The sequence below is a fragment of the Dactylosporangium sp. CA-152071 genome (assembly GCF_050936335.1).
Lineage (GTDB): Bacteria > Actinomycetota > Actinomycetes > Mycobacteriales > Micromonosporaceae > Dactylosporangium > Dactylosporangium maewongense.
The window spans coordinates 8258934-8277311 of the sequence record NZ_JBNJMZ010000001.1; the positions used below are offsets into that span (position 1 = coordinate 8258934).

Annotated in this window: 16 protein-coding genes and 1 tRNA gene; 7 read left to right on the forward strand and 10 right to left on the reverse strand. The window is 71.6% G+C overall.

The window, feature by feature from the left end; all coding sequences use genetic code 11:
- Nucleotides 1–671 precede the first annotated feature (671 nt).
- Nucleotides 672–1781 carry a glycosyltransferase gene (locus ACQEVZ_RS37305; RefSeq protein WP_433375333.1) on the reverse strand — a complete coding sequence of 370 codons (1110 nt, stop codon included), beginning with the start codon at nucleotides 1779–1781 and terminating at the stop codon, nucleotides 672–674.
- Between the two features lie 108 nt (nucleotides 1782–1889).
- Between ACQEVZ_RS37305 and ACQEVZ_RS37310 the strand changes: the two genes are divergently transcribed.
- Complete coding sequence (locus ACQEVZ_RS37310) at nucleotides 1890–2519, forward strand: DUF998 domain-containing protein (RefSeq protein ID WP_433375336.1); 630 nt, start codon at nucleotides 1890–1892, stop codon at nucleotides 2517–2519.
- On the opposite strand, the gene ACQEVZ_RS37315 is transcribed toward ACQEVZ_RS37310, so the two are convergent.
- Together ACQEVZ_RS37315 and ACQEVZ_RS37320 are read right to left on the reverse strand one after the other, a co-directional pair.
- Complete coding sequence (locus tag ACQEVZ_RS37315; RefSeq protein WP_433375339.1) at nucleotides 2497–3024, reverse strand: hypothetical protein; 528 nt, start codon at nucleotides 3022–3024, stop codon at nucleotides 2497–2499. The two genes, ACQEVZ_RS37310 and ACQEVZ_RS37315, sit on opposite strands and share 23 nt — an antisense overlap.
- A gap of 71 nt (nucleotides 3025–3095) precedes the next feature.
- On the reverse strand, nucleotides 3096–4265 hold the full coding sequence (locus tag ACQEVZ_RS37320) for a DUF2786 domain-containing protein (protein ID WP_433375342.1): 1170 nt from the start codon (nucleotides 4263–4265) through the stop codon (nucleotides 3096–3098).
- A gap of 112 nt (nucleotides 4266–4377) precedes the next feature.
- On the opposite strand from ACQEVZ_RS37320, the gene ACQEVZ_RS37325 reads away from it, so the two are divergent.
- On the forward strand, nucleotides 4378–5565 hold the full coding sequence (locus ACQEVZ_RS37325; protein WP_433375345.1) for an FAD-dependent monooxygenase: 1188 nt from the start codon (nucleotides 4378–4380) through the stop codon (nucleotides 5563–5565).
- 904 nt (nucleotides 5566–6469) lie between these two features.
- On the forward strand, nucleotides 6470–6994 hold the full coding sequence (locus tag ACQEVZ_RS37330) for a hypothetical protein (protein WP_433375348.1): 525 nt from the start codon (nucleotides 6470–6472) through the stop codon (nucleotides 6992–6994).
- Nucleotides 6995–7047: 53 nt separating this feature from the next.
- Here the strand turns inward: ACQEVZ_RS37330 and ACQEVZ_RS37335 are convergent, their stop codons facing one another.
- From ACQEVZ_RS37335 to ACQEVZ_RS37355, 5 genes are all read right to left on the reverse strand, one after another.
- Entirely contained in the window at nucleotides 7048–7398 is a 351-nt protein-coding gene (locus ACQEVZ_RS37335) for a nuclear transport factor 2 family protein (protein ID WP_433375351.1), read from the reverse strand.
- 153 nt (nucleotides 7399–7551) lie between these two features.
- The gene (locus ACQEVZ_RS37340) at nucleotides 7552–8511 is read right to left on the reverse strand and encodes an SCO2522 family protein (protein ID WP_354904711.1); all 960 of its coding nucleotides are present in this window, start codon (nucleotides 8509–8511) and stop codon (nucleotides 7552–7554) included.
- Nucleotides 8508–9437, reverse strand: a complete 930-nt coding sequence (locus ACQEVZ_RS37345; RefSeq protein WP_344503411.1) for an SCO2523 family variant P-loop protein — start codon at nucleotides 9435–9437, stop codon at nucleotides 8508–8510. The genes ACQEVZ_RS37340 and ACQEVZ_RS37345 overlap by 4 nt, the downstream gene beginning before the upstream one ends.
- 3 nt (nucleotides 9438–9440) lie before the next feature.
- Nucleotides 9441–11276: an SCO2524 family protein gene (locus ACQEVZ_RS37350; protein WP_433375355.1), complete on the reverse strand. Its 1836-nt coding sequence runs from the start codon at nucleotides 11274–11276 to the stop codon at nucleotides 9441–9443.
- A gap of 138 nt (nucleotides 11277–11414) precedes the next feature.
- Complete coding sequence (locus ACQEVZ_RS37355; RefSeq protein WP_433375358.1) at nucleotides 11415–12623, reverse strand: MFS transporter; 1209 nt, start codon at nucleotides 12621–12623, stop codon at nucleotides 11415–11417.
- A gap of 99 nt (nucleotides 12624–12722) precedes the next feature.
- Here ACQEVZ_RS37355 and ACQEVZ_RS37360 point away from each other — a divergent pair, with 99 nt between their 5' ends.
- From ACQEVZ_RS37360 to ACQEVZ_RS37375, 4 genes are all read left to right on the forward strand, one after another.
- Nucleotides 12723–13790, forward strand: coding sequence for a DUF5937 family protein (locus ACQEVZ_RS37360; RefSeq protein WP_433375361.1), 1068 nt, complete (start codon nucleotides 12723–12725; stop codon nucleotides 13788–13790).
- Between the two features lie 88 nt (nucleotides 13791–13878).
- On the forward strand, nucleotides 13879–15978 hold the full coding sequence (locus tag ACQEVZ_RS37365) for a family 20 glycosylhydrolase (RefSeq protein ID WP_433375364.1): 2100 nt from the start codon (nucleotides 13879–13881) through the stop codon (nucleotides 15976–15978).
- A gap of 29 nt (nucleotides 15979–16007) precedes the next feature.
- On the forward strand, nucleotides 16008–16226 hold the full coding sequence (locus ACQEVZ_RS37370; protein ID WP_433375367.1) for a DUF6158 family protein: 219 nt from the start codon (nucleotides 16008–16010) through the stop codon (nucleotides 16224–16226).
- 67 nt (nucleotides 16227–16293) lie between these two features.
- Nucleotides 16294–16365, forward strand: a tRNA-Val gene (locus ACQEVZ_RS37375).
- 212 nt (nucleotides 16366–16577) lie between these two features.
- Here the strand turns inward: ACQEVZ_RS37375 and ACQEVZ_RS37380 are convergent.
- Together ACQEVZ_RS37380 and ACQEVZ_RS37385 are read right to left on the reverse strand one after the other, a co-directional pair.
- Nucleotides 16578–16931 carry a hypothetical protein gene (locus tag ACQEVZ_RS37380; protein ID WP_433375370.1) on the reverse strand — a complete coding sequence of 118 codons (354 nt, stop codon included), beginning with the start codon at nucleotides 16929–16931 and terminating at the stop codon, nucleotides 16578–16580.
- A 500-nt stretch (nucleotides 16932–17431) separates the two neighbouring features.
- A complete protein-coding gene (locus ACQEVZ_RS37385) occupies nucleotides 17432–18361 on the reverse strand; it encodes an SCO2521 family protein (RefSeq protein ID WP_344503417.1) in 930 nt (309 codons plus the stop codon).
- Between the last annotated feature and the right edge of the window lie 17 nt (nucleotides 18362–18378).

The window sequence follows — 18378 nt, forward strand, 5'->3', positions numbered from 1 at the left end:
TGCCGTTGTGTTCGGTTTCCCCGCCGCAGCACAGTCTCTCCGCACCGCACCGCACCGCACCGCACCGCACCGCACCGCGCCGTCCCGCCCTGTGCCGCCCTGGTCCCACGCAGCCCCCGCCCCCGCGCCGCGCGTGCCTCTGTTCCTCGTCTGCCGTCGCTTACCGACCCCAGCGCAGTGACCCCTCTCGCTGTCGACCGCGTTCCATCTCCCAGCCTGTCGCCGTTGCCCGGGCGTGCCGTCGCAGTTCAGCCCGTTGCCGCCCAGCCTGCTACCGCCGCCCGGGTCGAGCTGGCCCCGCGTCGAGCTGGCTCGCGCGCCGGCCCCCTGCCCCTTGTCTGCCGCCGCTTGCCGGCCCCGGCGCAGTGACCTCTCCAGTCGCCGACCCGTTCCATTTCCCAGCGTGTTGCCGTTGCCCAGGCGTGCCGTCGCAGTTCAGCCCGTTCAACGCACAGCCCGCGAGCGCTGGCGTGGTTACCCCCGCTGCAGCGCCGCTCCACGCGGTTGTGCTGGTTCGCGTTGCCACTGCTGCGTTCGACGAAGTGGTGGCCGTCGGGGGGCGGCCAGATCTGTCCATGGATCAAGGTGGGTCGGCGCGGTCATGGCGTTGGGTGGGTGGGCTTGATCGACAGGTGGGTCTGGTTGTGGGGGTGGCCGGATCTGCTGTTCGATCAATCGTGGGGGGAGGTGGTCAGGGTGGTGAGGACGGTGGGGGCGTCGGGCATGGTGGTGAGGTCGGTGCGGGCGGCTGCGGCGGCTGCGGTGAACGTGGGGTTGGTCAGGAGTTCGGTGAGGCGGTCGGTGATCGCGGCGCCGGTGACCTCGGCGGGGTGGAGGGCCAGGCCGGTGCCTGAGAGTTCGATGGCCTCGGCGTTGGTGAACTGGTCGCCGCCCTGTGGCAGGGCCAGGTGGGGCAGGCCGTGGGCGAGGGAGCCGAGCATGATGCCGGCGCCGGCCTGGGAGACGACGGCGGTGCAGCGGGGCAGGAGCAGGGTGTGCGGCAGGTACGGGGCGAGCACCACGTGCGCAGGCTGGCGGCCGAAGCCGGCGGGGTCGACGTCGGGGCCGACGGTGGCGACCACGTTCACGGGCAGCGCCGACAGGGCGGCGATCGCGGTGTGCAGGACGTTGCGGTTGGCGTGGAAGACGGTGCCGAGGGTGAGGTGGACGGTCTGCTCGTACGGCAGCGAATCGAGGGAAGCGGGCAGCTGTTCGGAGCCGGAGGGTGTGCCGGCGACGGGGCGCAGCGGGAGCGTGGTGGGCCAGATCCGTTCGGCAGCGGGGTCCGCGGGGCGCAGGGACGGCGGGCACAGTTCGAGGTACGTGGCGGCGCGGTGACCGGCGCTCGTGCCGGGCACGCCGAACTGGTCGAACAGGCCGTCGAGGACGGGGCCGAACGCGGCCCAGAGCCGGATCGGCGGCATGATGCCGATGCCGTGGACGACGTGGCGGGCGCCGGTCGCGGCGGCGGCGACCGGGCCGGACAGCTCGGTGTCCTCGGAGATCACGAGGTCGGGCTTCCAGTCCAGGGCGCGCGGGATGAGGTCGGCGGCGCGGGCGCGGGCGGTCGAGGCGAAGTACGCGAGCCAGTCCGTCCCGGGGCCGCCGCCGGCCTCGTGGTGTGAGGGGCCGACGGCCCAGGTGGGGACGGTGAGGCGGGCGGCCATGTCGGGGCCGGTCGCGACCACGACGTCGTGGCCGGCGGCGCGGGCGGCGAGGACCAGCGGCAGGACCGGGTTGACGTGGCCGAACATCGGGCACGCGGTGAAGAGGATCCGCATACCCCGCGTCCACGCACCGCCGCCTGGACCAGTTCAACGGCCGTGTCGAAAAACCGGGGAGCCGTTCGACGCGTCAGTGAGCGAAGACGCAACCGGAAGGATCCGATCATGCTCGACACCGTCAGCACCGACCGAGTCAGCACCCCCAGCGCCCTGGCGAACGCCGGGATCCTCGCGGCGCCCCTGTTCACCATCGCGGCGGTCGTGCAGGCGGCCACCCGCGACGGGTACGACATCACCCGCCACCCCGTCAGCATTCCCGCCCTGGGCGACCTCGGCTGGGTGCAGACCACCAGTTTCGTGGTGGTGGGGCTGCTCAGCGTGGCGGCGGCCGCCGGTACAGGAGCCGCGAAAGCCACAAGAGCACTGCACGCGGCCATCGGGGTGGGGCTGCTCATCGCGGCCGTGTTCCGGATGGACGCGAGCGACGGCTTCCCGCTCGGCACCCCCGAAGGTCGCCTGACCACGATGAGCGGCCACATGATCGTGCACAACGCCGGCGCCAGCGTGTCGTTCTTCTCGATGATCGCGCTCTGTTTCGTGCTCGCGGCCGGGTTCCGCCGGACCGGCCAGGTCGGCTGGGCCGTTTCAGGGCGTTTCGCGGGTGTACTGTTCGCGCTCGGCCTCGCGTGGGCGATGACCGGCGGCACCGGCGGAGCACTGACCCTGTTCCTCGGCGTCGCCATCGCCTGGAACTGGATCGCGGCGGCGACCCTCAGGCAGCGCTGGCAGGCATAGCGGCGGCGGGGCGGCCGAGCGGCAGCAGACCCGCGAACAGCAGGACCGCCGCGAGCGGGATCAGGTCCAGGCTCACCCCGATCGCCGCGAACGCCGCCACCACCAGCGCCGGGCTCCACCACGGCGCGCGCCGCGCCAGCACCAGCAGCACCAGCAACGCCAGCATCCCGAGCTGAAACAGTGCCGGGCCGACGACCTGCAGCGCGTCCGGCAGCTCGGGGAACGACGCGAAGATGTCCCCGACGATCACCCACAGGAAACAGCCGGCGCCGAAGAGCGCGGCGGCGACCGCCGGCAGGGCGACCGCCCGGTGCCGGTGCAGCGTCCGGTACGCGTGCACGGTCAGCGCCGCCAGCAGCACGAACGCGATGAAGAAGCAGACGTGCCCGACGTTCCACAGGGCGCCGTCCTTGTCGTGGTGGCCGTCGCGCCCGTCGATGAGCCGGAGGGTGCCGTAGACGAACAGCAGGACGGGGGCGCCGAGGCGTACCAGCAATGGGGTCATACAGGCAGGTTCGCAACGATCGATCCCGAGCGGCATCAGGGCGCGACCCCGGCGGGACCCTGAGAATCCTCTCAGCTCCGGTGCAGCGCCGCCCGGTCGGCGGCGGCGCGGCCGGAGTCCCAGCCCTCGTCGCTGTCCACTCTGGTGCCGCGGCCGCGGACGGTACGCGGGAACACCCGCTCCATCGTCTCGCGCACCTGCGCGTCCCGGGCGGCGAGGACCGGCAGCAGGTCGGAGGCGGTGTCCGGGGGGAGCGCGGCGGACGCGACGGCCTGGCTGAGGCGCTCGCCGATCCGGACGGCGAACCCGACGAGGAACGACTGGCGGAACGTCTTCAGCCGCGCGCGCCCCGCCTTGCCCCCGGGTGGCTCCGCCGCGGACATGGCCCGGTTCGCCTGTACCAGCAGCGACGTGTGCAACAGGTCGACCGCGTCGATGTCGGTGTCGAACCCGAACACGGTCGCGAACCCGAGCTCCGGCGACCACACCGCATGGCAGCGGTTCGCCCCCGCGACGGCGTCGAGCAGGGCGGCCTTCTCGCTCTCGTACGGGTGGTCGACGCCGATCCGCCGGGCGAACGGCACCACGTCCGTCGCGGCGCCGCGGGCGACGAGCAGCGCCTCGTCGATGCTGTGGCGGGCGACGAGCTCCTGCGCCTTCGCCGTGTAGGTCTCCGCCTCCGCCGGATACGTCGTGGACTCCGCCTTCGCGAGCAGCGCCCGCACCCTGTCCAGCAGCCGCACGTCGACGTTGCTCGGTCTCGCGGCCGCCGCCTGTACCGTGCCGGGCGGCGGGACCAGCACCTCGATCGGCGGCAGGGTGCGCAGGATGCCCAGCAGCACCAGCACCGTGTCGAGCACCTCGACCCGGTCGACCCGCCACCGCGCGGCGAGCCCGTCGAGGTAACGCTCGTCGGCGCCCCACCAGACGGTCGCGCCGAGCGCGTCGGCCTGGGCCCGCCAGCGCGGGTCGACCAGCGCGGGCTTGAACTGCCGCAGGTGCGCCGCGGCGGCGTCGGTCACGAGCTGGGTGTGCGCCACGGTGCCGCGCCGCCCCGCGACCCGGTGCAGCTCACCGGGCTGCCAGCCGCGCTCGAACAGCCGCGAGCAGGCGGACCGCACGGCGGCGAAGAGCGCCGGGTCGACGTCGGCGGCGGGCGCGACGGTCAGCGCGTCGAGCCCGCGCTCGTACCCGACGCTGCCGTCGAGCACCGCCTTGATCTGTTCGTCCGCCGTACGCACCGGGCAAGGCTACCCGGCCGTCCAGGGCCGCCTTTCGTTCATCCACCGCGGTGATAGGCTCCCGTCGCTGTTTCGCAATACCGACAAGCAGGACGCGAGTCGAGAGGGCACCATGACGTCACGGGTCGTAGTCATCGGATCTGGAATCGGTGGCCTCACCACCGCGATCGCCCTGCACGCTGATGGTCATGAGGTCGAGGTGTACGACCAGGCCGCCACCTTCAGCGCGATCGGCGCGGGCGTGTCGCTCGGCGCCAACGGCACCCGGCTGATGGACGCCCTCGGGCTCGGCCCGGCGCTGCGCGAGGTCGGCTCCGACCTCCAGCGCATCCAGTTCCACGAGTGGCGTACCGGCGAGATCTTCTACGAGCACCCCATGGGCGACTGGTACACCGCCCGCTTCGGCGCCCCGTTCCTCGGCCTGCACCGCGCCGACCTCCAGCAGGTCCTGCTCGACGCGTTCCGCGCCACCGGCGGCGAGGTCCACCTCGGCAAGCGCTGCGCCACGATCGCCGAGACGCCCGACGACGTCACCATCACCTTCGCCGACGGCACGACCACCACCGCCGACGTCGTCATCGGCGCCGACGGCGTCCGCTCGACCGTCCGCCAGCACGTCGCCGGCCCCGACGAGGCCGTCTTCGCCGGCATGAGCTGCTTCCGCGGCCTCGTCCCGATCGACAAGGTCCCCGGCGGCTCCTCCATGGGCCTCACGTTCTTCCTCGGCCCCACCAGCCACCTCGTCGTCTACCCCGTCCGCCGCGGCGAGCTGATCAACTTCGTGGCCTACACCCGCGACGCGGCCTGGACCGACGAGTCCTGGTCCGCGAAGGGCGACGCGAGCCAGGCGGTCGCCGCCTTCGAAGGCTTCAACGACACCGTCCTCACGATGCTCGGCGCCGTCGAGGACACCGGCCGCTGGGCCCTCTTCGACCGTGAGCCGCTGCGCCAGTGGAGCACCGGCCGCGTCACCCTCGTCGGCGACGCCGCCCACCCGATGCTTCCCCACGCCGGCCAGGGCAGCAACCAGGCCGTCGAGGACGTCGCCGTCCTCGCCCACTTCCTGCGCCGCGACCTTCCGGTCAACGAGGCCCTCGCCGCGTACGAGACCCTCCGCAAACCCCGCGCCCGCCAGCTCCAGCTCGGCTCCCGCGGCAACGCCAAGTGCTTCCAGGTCCCCGACGGCCCCGAAGCCCAGGCCCGCAACGAACGCCTCACCAACCTCCCCGAGATGGTCAGCTGGATCCACGCGTACGACGCCCACGCCGACCTCCAGCAGTCGGAGAAGGTCCCCACCTGACCCCCACCCCACGCCGTCAGTCCGCTACGTCCTCCTCATCCAGGTAACCAACACCGTCGCACGTGGGACAGGGCCCGAATTTGCTTCCCATTCCCCTGCCCATGCCGGTGACCTTCGCCATGCCCGGGAGCCGCGCAGCACCACGGCATTCCGGGCATCGGCGATGAACGTCACTTGAGCGAGACGCAGGCGACTGCCCGTCCCGAGGCTCCGACTCCACCCGCCGACGGTAACCGCAGGTGGGCGCTGCCGGGATCGCCGAGCAGGAACTCAACCTTCGCGCCGTCATGGCTTTGCAGGCCCATGCGCAGGTGATTCAGCGGTGGCACCAGGGCACGACGGACGAGTCGATGGCTGCCGACGCGCTTGGCCTGGTCACCTCGGACGCTGGCGCCCTGCCGGTGCGGCATGGCTGCCTCCGGTGCGCAACGGGAGGACTCGGAGCCCGCCCCGGGCTTCCCGGCCTGCCGCTGTCCAGGGCGCGCAGCCCTGGCCGCCGGAGGCAAGCGGGCATCCCATCGACGCTGCCGTCAGTTACCTTGTCCGCATGAGTCAGACGGACTGGGTGGTGGTGTTCTCAATGCGCGGCAACGTGCCGTCGCGCGTGTGGCACTGGGCCTGGGAGGCCTGACTGCACAGCTGGGGTATTGACTGGGACCCCTTCCGCCCTGACGAGGTTCGCAAATTCCACGTTCAGGTTGCGACGGCAGACGGACAGAGGGCCGGCTGCCTGTGGGAGTGGCACGTTCGCGCGACAGCACTGAGCCGACTTGGTATCGAGCCGCCCACGCGGCCGACGCTCTGACCGCGCAGAACGCAGGCCGTCGAGGAATGCACGTGTAGCCGATCGCGCCAGGCCCTGGCTCACTCCAGCACGGAGGAGCCGAGGCTTCGGCTGTCCAGGTTGGGGCAGCGGACCGCCAGGGCCGGCAAACCAATCTTCGCCTGGCACTACGACCAGGCCGCGATCGACGCCGAAGCCGCTACCGACGGCTGGTACGCCCTGCTGTCCAACCTGCCACCCGACGAATCCGACGCCGCGGAGATCCTGCGCCGCTACAAGAACCAACCCGCCGTGGAACAGCGCTACGCCGCGATCAAAGGCCCTCTCGCGGTCGCTCCCATGTTCCTGCGGCACAACCGGCGCATCGCCGCACTCATCACCGTCATCTGCCTCGCCCTGCTCATCTTCAGCCTCATCGAACGCGAGGTCCGCACCAACCTCGCCCCCGACACCGAAATGATCGGGTTCTACGCCTACGACAACCGCGCGATAAGACCCACCGGCCGGCTCATCCTGCAAGCCCTCCACGACCTACGACTCATCCCCGCACACGACCGGCAGCCACCCAGGATCCCCCAACCCGGATGGCTGCAAGCCCAACTCCTCGCCCTACTCAACACCGACCCAACCCAACCCCGCTGGTGAACCACAAGCCACCGCTCACAACCATGTGCGAAAGACGGGTCTAGCCGGAGCTGTCACGCATCATGTGACGCTGATCCGTAACGGATCAACTGGAGCCCGACATGTGTGAAGCGCGGTTGTGAAGCGCGGTGAAGCGCGGTGAAGCGCGGACAGCCCGACGCGGTGGCGTGCTGCATGATCGGGAAGGTGTTCCATTGAGACTGCACCGCCGCGCAGATGGCGTCGAGTCCGATGAAGGTCCGGTCAGGGCCGGTCTCCCATACGGCATCGGCGGTCCAGACCGACGCCCACCGTGGCATGTCTCGGTGATCCGCGCCGATGCAGTAGTCGTGCGCTAACCGGCGCAAGGCGAGCTCAGCCTCCACTCGCTCCAACCGACGAGCCAGTTCTTCGATCGTCGCCATGGCCGTAGGCTACCGACGACGCATTCGCGCCGTGTGTTGCTTGGGCAGCTGGCGTTGCTGACGCATCTGTTGGAGCGGCTCGGCCGGTCGGTGCTGTTCGAGTCCCTCGCCGGCGACGCGGCCCGGGCGGCGATCCCGCCGCTGGTATGCGGTTTACGGGAACGCGTACCTGATCCGCTCGATGAGCGTGGCCGGCAGCTCGATGCCCTCGGCGCGGGCCCGGGTGGACAGCTGCTCCAGGACCGCCGCCTCGACGGAGGTCTGGCCGAGGATCGTGCGCACCGCCGTCTCTACCGGCACGAAGCGGCCGCTCAGGATCGAATAGGTCTGGTACGCGCTGAACGGGTCGGCCTGCTCGTTGAGCCTGACGATCGCCGGCAGCTGCTCCCACTCGGCGGGCAGGTCGCCGTGCCACCGTGCCGGCCTGGCCGGGTCCTCGCTCTGGTACCGCAGCATGCCGAGGCGCAGCAGCTGCCAGACCGCGGCGAGCAGCGGGCACGACCAGAGCCGGCCGCCGGGCTCGTCGCTCCACAGCTCCACGTCGAGGAAGATCGAGTGCCGGTTGGCCGCGTTCTCCTGCGGCTTCTGCCACTTCGCGGCGCCGTTCATCGCCGTGGGCACCGACTGCGGCGAGCGCACCCCGTTGCACAGCCAGCCGGACTCCGACGACGGCGGCCGCCAGCCGTTGGTGAGCGGCGGCGGGTCGTCGACGATCCGGGAGACCAGCATGTCCGCCAGCGGGATGCCGCGGTCGGTGGTCGCGCAGCCGGACTCGCGGGCCAGGTAGTCGATCGTCAGGCCCGCCTCGGCCGCGGCCTTGACCAGCAGCGGGATCAGCTCGGCCGGCGTGCTGAAGCGGGTGAAGTAGTCGTCGACGAGGAAGCAGGTGCTGATCCGGGGGCGGGTGCGGCCGGCCCGGCGGGCGGCGGACTGCCGCGCCGCCTCGACCCAGGGCGCGATCTCGGCGAAGTGCCGGCGCATCGCGTCGATGTCGCCGCCGTTGAACTGCTCGGCGTAGAGGTGGCCCAGCTCGATCGAGACGTGGGACAGCGGGATCGACGCGACCTCACGCTGCGCGACCGACTCCCGGAACACCACCTCAGATACGCTCATGGCGTCCCCCAAGCGGAGTCGATCATGATCTTTTCCGCGAGCAGCTCGAATGCGTCCACGGTCGCCGCATTCGCGATCATGCGGTCTGAAACGTCGTTGTCCGAAATAAGCTGTTCCCGCCACTGTAGCACGGGATCGAGCGGGACTTCGCCAAGCGTCAATGTCCGACCGACCTTCTGCTGGTTGGCCAATTCCAGCAGATCCTGATGTACCTCTTTCAGCCAGGACGCCTGCGCCGGCCGCAGCCCCTCCAGGTTCGCCGATTCCTCGGGCCCGTCGGGATTGACCACCGCCGTCCGGACGAATCGCAGCGAATTGGTGAGGTGCTCCGGCTTGTGCTCGTAGTGCTTGCCGACCGCGAGGATGCCACCCTCGCCGTACACGAGGTTGGCCGCCGCGAGCACGTGCTGCCGGGTCCACCGGTGGAAGATCAGCCACCGCTGCCCGACGTTCTGCAGCTCCGGCCGGGCGGTCGCGGCGAGGACCATCTCCGTGGCGTAGGAGCGGCCCGAGCTCAGGTCGATCAGCGCCAGGTCGAACTCCTCCTCCACCTGGAGGAAGAGCTTGACGCAGCGGTCGACGATGTCCTTGTCGATCGGGAACTCGCCCTTGCCGCGGTCACCGGGGAACAGCACCATCCGGCCCGCCTGCGCCGGCCGCTGCCGCAGGCTCTTGCGGTCGGACTCGGCCCACACGTCCAGCCGCTCCGGGCTGGGCCGCGAGCCGTCCAGGTAGGAGTGCAGCCCGCCGCGGCTGGTGCCGCGCAGGATCGAGTTGATCTGGAAGATGGCGCCCGTGGTCGGCGAGCCGAAGTCGAAGTCGAGGTAGCACACGTCGTTGCCCGCCAGGGCGCTGCGGTAGACGAGATTGCTGCTGGTGACCGACCGGCCCGTGCCACCCTTGTCCGACGCCGCGAAGACCAGCATGCGTCAGTCCTCGGAGACGTTCTTGCGGGCGTTCTCGAGCTGGTCGAGCTTCTGCAGCGCCTCGATCGTCAGCGCCGTGGAGGTGCCCGGCCGCGACGACACCAGCTCCCGGGCGCGCAGCAGGTCGGCGCGGACCCGCTGGAGCTCCCGGCTCAGCGGTCCACGGCCGTCGATCGACCCGGCCAGCAGTTCCTTGTCGAACAAGTGGTCCGCCTCATTCAGAAGGTCGAGCGCCAGGCTGTGCAGCGCGTCGCTGCGCAGCGTCGGCCGGACCACCGTCTTCGCGGCGGCGACGAGCGCCTGCACCACGCGGACGGTGTAGTACCACGAGGGCAGATCGTAGTGCGTGTCGATCCCGGCGAAGGCCGAACTCGGCTGGTCCCACAGGCCCTGGCCCGGCGCGTCGTTGATCCTGCGCCGCCCGAGGTGGTCCCACACCCGGTCGGCGAGGTCGATCAGCTCCGACCGCTTCTGCGCCTCGCCGAGCAGGCCGGCGATCGCGTGCGTGCGCTGCATGAGCAGCGCGGCGAACTCGGTGATCGGCCAGTGCAGCGGCGGGCCGACCGTCTCGGTGCCCTCCAGGTTGAGCAGCACGCCCGGCACGTGCAGCAGCAGCATCGGGTCGTCCTTGAGCGGACGGGTGATCAGCCGGGCCCGCTCGGCCAGGTTGATCAGCACGTCGCCGATCCGGCTCAGCTCCGTGTCGGAGCCGCGTTCGCGGGCGAGACCCTTCACGGCGAGGGAGGTGACCAGCAGGGTGAAGTAGACGGACTCCACGTCGTCCACCGTGCGCCACGGGATGTCCTCGACCGGCCACCGGCCGGTGCCGAACGTCGCCACGGCCGCCCAGTAGGACCGGGTCAGGTCGTACCGCAGCTGCAACGCCTGCGCGAGCCGCAGCTGCTCCTCGTTGAGCAGGTTCAGGATGCGCGTGCGTTCGGACTGCAGGTCCTCGATCGCGTCGAGGGCGGTGACGGTGAAGTACAGGTAGGGCTTGTCGATCGCGATCCCGTCGGGCTGGCGGCCCACGTCCTCGACGGTCTCGATGACCGGCGCGTTGGCCACGACGCCCCACGACCAGCCACACTCGAAGAGCCGGTCGGACTGGGCGAGGTCCTCCGGCGCGTTGCCGGAGCCGATCGTCACGTTGCTGAAACTCGCGATCGTCTCGCGCAGCTCCCGCCGCAGCTGGGAGACGACGGCCCGGGCCGGTAACCCGCTCTGGTTGATCGTGCCGTAGAGGATCCGGCCTTCCTCGTCGTCGGCGGTGAAGACGTTGACGGTGAAGCTGCGCAGCAGCCCGATCATCGCCGCGCTGAGGCGGACCTGGGCGCGCGCCTTGAGATCCTGGAGGTCGGCCCTCACCTGCTCGCGCTGGGTCTCCGGCTCATAGACCGTCACAAATCCCAATGTGGCCAGTGACAGCGTCATCGACGTCGAATACGAGTCGACGATCGACAGCTCCACCTGGTCCTTGGTGACCTCGACGCCGGGCCGGGTCTTGAAGTAGCTGCCACCGGCGAAGACCGGCGTGCCGGTCTCCTTGTCGGAATAGGTGGTGAAGTACTCCCGGAGCAGCCCGATCAGGTAGGGCGCGATATCCGTCGCGCCGCCCATCGGCCGCAGGGCGGTGATCATCGCCTCGCTGGTCTCGTCGGGCCGCTCCAGCCGGAATGTGTCGACCTGGGTCGCCGGCAGCAGGAGGCACAGCAGTTGCTCCGCGTCGCTGATCGAGTTGCGCCCGTCGCGCCCGCCCCATTCCCAGGTCTTGTTTCTCAGGGAATTGCGGACCACGGCCTTCCAGATCGACAACAGCTCCTGACGCGGATGGACCCTCATCGACCGCACCACCATCTGTTCGGCGGCGCGCCGTCGGCACCGCACTCGTGAGAGTCGCAGTCTATTGGCGCCCGCAAGTCCTGGCCTACCGTTCCCCCCAATTGTGGCGGAACGTCGGACGTGAATGCCGTTCCGGTTTCAGCGAACCGCCGGGACAGGCTCCGACGCCACTTCAGGGGCCACCTCAGAGCCCGCCTCAGGGGCCCGCCGGTGGATCGCCGCGGCGCCCAGGAGGGTCGTGCCGGCCAGCACCGGCCAGAGCACTCCGGGGCCGGCGTCGAGCAGGGCCAGCAGCAGCGCCGGCGCCGCGGCGTTGGCGAGTCCGGTGGACAGCTGCCACTGCCCGAGGGCGTGACCGAGGCGGTGCGGGGGCGCGGCCGCGGTGACGAGCGCGGTGCCGCTGCCCGCGTAGAGGATCTCGCCCAAGGTGTACGCGACGGCGACCGCACACAGGGCGGCGAGCGGCGCACCGGCCGCGCCGCACGCCCAGAAGCCCAGGTACGACGCGGCGAGCACGACACCGGACGCGGCCAGCACGGCCCGCCTCGACAGGTGACGGAGGCGGACCACCAGGTGCACCTGCAGCGCCACGACCAGGACGGTGTTGCCGGCGAACAGGATCGCCGACCACGCCGGGGACGCGCCGAGCTGCTCGGTGAGCACGACCGGGAGCGCCACCTCCAGGACCGCGAAGCACAGCGCGAACGGCAGGTTCGCCCACACCAGCACCGCCATGCCCGGCACCCGGCCCTCCCTGGTCCGCCCGGTGCGCGCGAGCGGGGCGGGCGGCACCACGACGGTGCACACCAGCACGGCCGCGACCCCGTAGCCGGCCGCGGTGCCGGCGGCCAGCAGGCGCAGCACGTCCGGCCCGCCGGCGACGGCGAGCGCCGCCAGCAGCGCGCCCGCGCCGAGGCCCGCGTTGCGCAGCGACCGGGCCGCCGCCAGGGGCGCGTCGGCCGGCCCGGGCGCGGCCAGGGTGGCGACGAGCGCGGCGTGCGCCTGCGGCCAGACCTGGTTGCCGATCCCGAGCAGCAGTGACGCGACCGAGAACGCGGCCACGCCGTGCGCGGCGAGCAGCACGCCGACGCCGGCGACCCGGACGGCCAGGGTGGCGACGACCGGCAGGACCCGGCTGCGGAACGGGCCGCCCCCGGCGTCGATCCACCGGCCGGTGAGCGGCACGGCGATCAGGCCCGCGAGGAGCCCCGCGGACAGGGCCAGACCGGTGGCGGTGGCGGAAAGGTGCAGCACGCTCAGGCCGTACACCACGAGAAAGGGCCGCAGGAGACCCGCGCCGAGCGCGTCGACGGCGAGCGCGGCCGCATACCGGGAACCGAATCGCATGGCGGCAACGGTGCGGCGCGCGACCCGGCGCGATCACGCGGGTTGACGGGACCCGTCAAGCGTCACCACGCGCTCGCCGGGCGCTGGCACGATTGGGGTGTGGCGTTGACGATCGACATCACCGGGATGCCCGCGGAGCGGTGCGTGTTCGCGCCGTCGCCGCTCGCGGAGCTCACCTCGATGCTGCACGTCCTCGCCGAGCCGGCCCACCACCCGGCGCTGCAGGCGTGGGCGGGCGCGACCCTCGCCGGGCTGAAGCCGGCGCTCGCCGACCGACTGCTGGAGGCCGAGTTCCTGTGGCGGTCCTCGCGCGCGGACTTCCTCGTGCCCGGCCGGCCCCGCCCGACCCTGCCGGCGGAGCTCGACGCGGTCGACGCGATCCCCGACGAGACGTACGTGGCGGCGGCCCTCGTCATGAGCTGCGGCTCGCCCCGGCTGCCCCGCGACCTCGACCGGGCACTGGAGCTGGCCCTGGAGCTGGCCCTGGCGCGGGGTCCGCGGCAGGCGGCGTTCGCGGAGCGGCTGCTGGCCGACCCGTCGGCGGTGCGGGCCGCAGTACGGGAGCTGCTGGAAGCGTGCGCGGAGGCGTTCTTCCTCGACGCGTGGCGGCAGGTCGAGCACCAGCTCGCCGCCGACGCGCGGCACAAGGCCGACCTGTTCGCGCGGCACGGCATCGAGGCGGCCCTCACAGCGGTGTCGCCGGCGGTCACCCTCGACACCGGGCCCGGCGGCACCAGGATCCGGATCGACAAGCTGCAGGACAGCTCGACGAGCGCCGCCGGCGACGGCGTCACGTTCATCCCGTCGGTGTACGGCCGGCCGCACCTGCTCACCGTGCACGCGCCGGGATGGCGGCCGGTGGTGCAGTATCCGGCGGCTTCCCAGGGGCGGCCGCTGTCGATGGACCTCGTGCGGCGCCGGCTGGACGCGCTCGCGCACCCGGTGCGGCAGCGGCTGTGCCGGACCCTGGCGCGCGGGCCGCACACCACCGGCGAGCTGGCCGAGGCCTGGCACCTGACACCGCCCGAGGTGTCCCGGCACCTGGCCGTGCTGAAGAAGGCGGGGCTGCTGCAGACCACGCGCCGCGGCCGGTACGTGCGGCACACCCTCGACCTCACCGCCACCGCGGCGCTCGGGGCCGACCTGCTCGCGGCGCTGCTGCGATGAGCCGGTCCTGGGAGCCCTTGACAGCCGGGCAGAGGAGGCCATCAATTAACAGGAAACTTTACAATGAGTTTCCCTGTTGGAGGACGCCGTGCAACGTCCCGCCCTGCTCGCCGCCGCACTCGCCCTCGCGACCGTCACCGTGGGGGCCGTCTGGACCATCGCGGCGCCACCCGCGGACGCCGCCGTGGTGAGCCTCCAGGACGTGGTGCCCGCGCCCGCGTCCGTCCAGCCCGCCGGCGGCGTCACGTTCACGCTCGGCTCGGGGACCGGCATCCAGACCGAGTCGCTCGACGCCGGCAACGCCCTCGCCGCCCTGCTGCGCCCCTCGACCGGCTACGCGCTGCCGGTCACCACGGGCAGCGGCACGCCGTCGAGCGGCATCGCGCTGCTGCTGTCCGGCGCGGACGCCAGCGTCGGCACCGAGGGCTACCAGCTCGACGTGACCGCGTCGCTGCTCACCATCCGCGCGCAGACGCCGGCCGGCCTGTACCACGGCGTCCAGACCCTCCGTCAGCTGCTGCCGCCCACCGTCGAGGCCCGGACCGTGCAGAGCGGGCCGTGGACCGTCGCCGGCGGACGGATCATCGACCGGCCGCGCTACGCCTACCGCGGCGCGATGCTCGACGTGTCCCGGCACTTCTTCGGCGTCGACACCGTCAAGCGGTACATCGACGAGATCGCCCAGTACAAGCTGAACGTGCTGCACCTGCACCTCAGCGACGACCAGGGCTGGCGCATCGTCGTGGACGCGTGGCCGCGCCTGGCGACCGTCGGCGGCAGCACCCAGGTCGGCGGCGGCGCCGGCGGCTACTACACCAAGGCCCAGTACACCGACCTCGTCGCCTACGCCGCCGCCCGGCACATCACGATCGTGCCCGAGATCGACATGCCGGGGCACACCAACGCGGCGCTCGCCTCCTACGCTGAGCTCAACTGCAACGGCGTCGCACCCGCGCTCTACACCGGCACCGAGGTCGGCTTCAGCTCCTTCTGCGTCTCGAAGGAGGTCACCTACACCTTCGTGCAGCAGGTCCTGAACGAGCTCGCCGCCCTGACCCCCGGCCCGTACCTGCACCTCGGCGGCGACGAGGCGCACAGCACCAGCGAGGCTGACTACCGCACGTTCATGAACCGCGTCCAGCCCTTCGCCGGCGCACTCAACAAGACCGTCGTCGGCTGGCACCAGATCGGCCAGGCGGACCACACCGCCGGCCGCGTCGCGCAGTTCTGGGGCACCGGCACCTCCGACGCCGACCTCAGCTCCGCCGTCAGCAAGGGCGACAAGATCCTGCTCTCCCCGGCGAACAAGACCTACCTCGACATGAAGTACACCAACGCGACGCCGCTCGGCCTGACCTGGGCCGGCCTGATCGAGGTGCAGACCGCCTACAACTGGGACCCCGGCACCTACCTCCCCGGCGTCCCGGCCGCCTCGATCCTCGGCGTCGAGGCTCCACTGTGGAGCGAGACGCTGCGCACCCTCGCCGACATCGAGTTCATGGCGTTCCCGCGCATGCCCGCCCTGGCGGAGCTCGCGTGGTCGCCGCAGTCCGCGCGCAACTGGGACACGTTCAAGGTGCGCCTCGGCGCGCAGGGCCCGCGCTGGACCGTGCAGGGGATCAACTACTACCGGTCGCCGCAGGTGCCGTGGTCCACGCTGCCGTCCGCCTCGCCCACCGTCTCCCCGTCCGCGTCGCGCTCGCCGTCAGCCTCTCCGTCAGCCTCTCCGTCGGCGTCCCCGTCCGCGTCGCGCTCGCCGTCGCCGTCGGCCTCCGTGTCGTCGCCGCCCGCCGGTGTACTGGCCAACGGCGGCTTCGAGACCGGATCCCTCGCGCCGTGGACCGGCAGCCGCTGCTCCGTGGTCACCAGCCCCGTCCGCTCCGGCACCCGCGCCCTCGCCGGCGCCGTCACCGCGGGCGACACGGCACAGTGCCAGCAGACCGTCACGGTCCAGCCGAACCGCACCTACCGGCTCACCGGCTACGTCCAGGGCAGCTACGTGTACATCGGCGCGACCGGCACCGGCGTGAACGTCAGCACCTGGACCCCCGGCACCGGCAACACCTACGCCCCGCTGTCCGTCACCTTCACCACCGGCGCCACCACCACCTCCGTGACGGTCTTCGTGCACGGCTGGTACGGCCAGCCCTCCTACTACGCGGACGACTTCAGCCTCACCCTCGTGTAGCCCGCCGCCCGCTGGGTACACGTCGCTACATGCGCACCGACGACATCGTGCAGGGCGTCTCCCCAGGCGCCCTGACCGAGGAGGCGCTGCTCCGCGAGCTGGCCAGCCTGCACGGCACCCGCCACGACGCCCTCCGCCACGGCCCCGACAGCGCCCTGGCCAACCACACCCGCCGCACCACCGAACTCGAAGGCGAGTACCTCCGCCGCCACCCTTCCCGCGAAATCAACCCCGCCCGCATCCGCTGACACACCCCACCCGCCCCCCCAAAGATGCGACGGACGGGGTGGATCAGGTAGAGTGCACAAACGTCACGGGCGATTGGCGCAGCGGGAGCGCGCTTCGTTCACACCGAAGAGGTCACTGGTTCGATCCCAGTATCGCCCACCGTGAACGCGCAGGTAGAGGGCCGGTATTTCCCATCGGGAGCCGGTCCTTTTGCTTGTCATTGACCCTCCTGGGAGAATCTTAGGAGATGATCTTGGCCGTTCTCCTGGAGCAACCGGTCCAGGACGCGGACCGGTGAACGCGGGTGCATCCGCCGGCGGGCGTCGAGGGCTTCCTCCCACCGGGCGGTCGGACCTCCAGCAGGCGGGCGATCATCTCCGCTGTGACGTGCGAGTAGCGCCCTCCGATCGACCCGTCGAGGTGCCTGAGCTGAGTACCGACCGCGAGGGACGGGGCGCCTTCGCCGGGAACCGGCCGGTCGCCGCGGGCTGGAAGACCCATGTGGCGAACCCGCTGCGCCGGTGGTGCGCCGCCGTCGTCGCTGGTTCCAACGCCCGGGTGTAGCCCAACTCCGCGATCGCGGCGGCGATCCGCTCCTTCTCGGTGGAGGAGTTCGCGTCCGATTCCCGCCCGGCAGGCGGCAGGAAGTTGCGGTTGCGCAGCCCGGCGATGACGGTGGTCGCCAGGTCGAGGCTGATCGTCCCGAGACCGCCACACGCGAACACCAGCCTTCGACGGTGGTGGACCGTTCCCGGGCGGCCCGATCCGCCGCTCGATCTCGGTGAAGATGCAGGCGTCGTCCCAGTAATTGCCGAAGAACTTCTCGCCGGTCAGCACCTCGCACAGGATGTACATGCCGACGCCCGCGTGACCGCCGCCGAACTCGCAGAGCGCCGACAGCCACAGCAGCACGGCGCGGGGGTCGCTGAACCCGTACGGCCCACGGGTCACCCTCCACCCGGAAGAACTTCGGCGGGTCCGGGTCGACGAACTGCACGATCTGCTGCCTGCCCTGACTCAGCGCGATGCCGATCTGGCGACTCGCCGGGTCCGCAAGGTCGGTCTGTAGCCGCTCCTGCGCGCACTGCTGCAACCACGCGATGACCCGGCACACCTGCCCGAGCGCCACTGCGGCGGCCACCTCGTCCCGCTCCGCCGCCTCTCTACGCGGGAAGGTCAGCTCGCTGAGCCGCCAACTCGTCTGCAGCACCCCGCAGGTAGCGGGTCAGGTGTGCGTCCCGGTGACCGCCGACGTCATCCGCAGCAGCTCGATCATCGCGAGGGTGATCTGGTCGCGGACCCGGCCGACCGACAGGTCCCACTGGCGCGTGAAGCCGGGCCGGCGGTCGAGCGACTCCCACACCGGCAGCACCTCGCCGTCCAGGCGGGCCGCCGGCATCCACAGCGGCACCAGGTATTCCACCGCCGGCTGGAGGCGCCGGACGCGCTGGGTGCTGGCCGTCGAGCGGGTCAGCGCCGACTCGGCGATCGACAGCAGCGTGGTGAGCAGCCAGTCGTGCAGGGCGAGGTCCTCGCACAGCTCGACCACCGACGGGGAGCAGTCGCCGCTGCCGGCGAGGGTCAGCGTGCGCAGCGTCTCGGACTGCACGGTGAACTCCACCTTGAGCCCCTCGTGCCCCGCGGTCGGCTCGAAGACCCACCGCAGGTGGGTGCGGCGGGCCCGGAAGGGCGAGCGGTGGTCCAGCTGCGCCGAGCCCTGGACGGCGTCCATCGTGTGCCCGGCGATGCCCGCCATGTCGAGCCGGTCGGCGCTGCGCTCGTGCCGCAGGTAGCCGTCGCGGACGTCGCCGGCCTTCACCTTGCCGATCGTCTCCAGCCGCGCCGGCCGGGCCAGGTAGTGCGGCCACTGCATCCGCCGGTTCTCCGCGCTGGGGGTCACCGACGTGTGCGCCGACCCCTGCAGCACGTGCCCACCGGTGACGGCGGCGTGCGAGACGACGGTGCCGACCGCGCGGACCCTCGCCCCGCTGCTGGACGGCAGCGCGCAGTCCACGCCGATCAGGCGGTCCGGCGAGACGGCATAGGCGATCGGCCGCTCCGACTGGATGACCCGCGAACCGGGGGCGGTGTCCAGCAGCCGGACGGTGCTGTCGCGCGCGAGCGGCGTGGAGTTCTGGAGGAGTCCGGTATGCACCTCACCAAAGGTGAGCA

Bases quoted from the DNA above. Each gene is read 5' to 3' on its own strand.
- ACQEVZ_RS37305 (WP_433375333.1), bottom strand. From the start codon at position 1,781: ATGCGGATCCTCTTCACCGCGTGCCCGATGTTCGGCCACGTCAACCCG.
- ACQEVZ_RS37310 (WP_433375336.1), top strand. From the start codon at position 1,890: ATGCTCGACACCGTCAGCACCGACCGAGTCAGCACCCCCAGCGCCCTG.
- ACQEVZ_RS37315 (WP_433375339.1), bottom strand. From the start codon at position 3,024: ATGACCCCATTGCTGGTACGCCTCGGCGCCCCCGTCCTGCTGTTCGTC.
- ACQEVZ_RS37325 (WP_433375345.1), top strand. From the start codon at position 4,378: ATGACGTCACGGGTCGTAGTCATCGGATCTGGAATCGGTGGCCTCACC.
- ACQEVZ_RS37335 (WP_433375351.1), bottom strand. From the start codon at position 7,398: ATGGCGACGATCGAAGAACTGGCTCGTCGGTTGGAGCGAGTGGAGGCT.
- ACQEVZ_RS37340 (WP_354904711.1), bottom strand. From the start codon at position 8,511: ATGAGCGTATCTGAGGTGGTGTTCCGGGAGTCGGTCGCGCAGCGTGAG.
- ACQEVZ_RS37345 (WP_344503411.1), bottom strand. From the start codon at position 9,437: ATGCTGGTCTTCGCGGCGTCGGACAAGGGTGGCACGGGCCGGTCGGTC.
- ACQEVZ_RS37350 (WP_433375355.1), bottom strand. From the start codon at position 11,276: ATGAGGGTCCATCCGCGTCAGGAGCTGTTGTCGATCTGGAAGGCCGTG.
- ACQEVZ_RS37355 (WP_433375358.1), bottom strand. From the start codon at position 12,623: ATGCGATTCGGTTCCCGGTATGCGGCCGCGCTCGCCGTCGACGCGCTC.
- ACQEVZ_RS37370 (WP_433375367.1), top strand. From the start codon at position 16,008: ATGCGCACCGACGACATCGTGCAGGGCGTCTCCCCAGGCGCCCTGACC.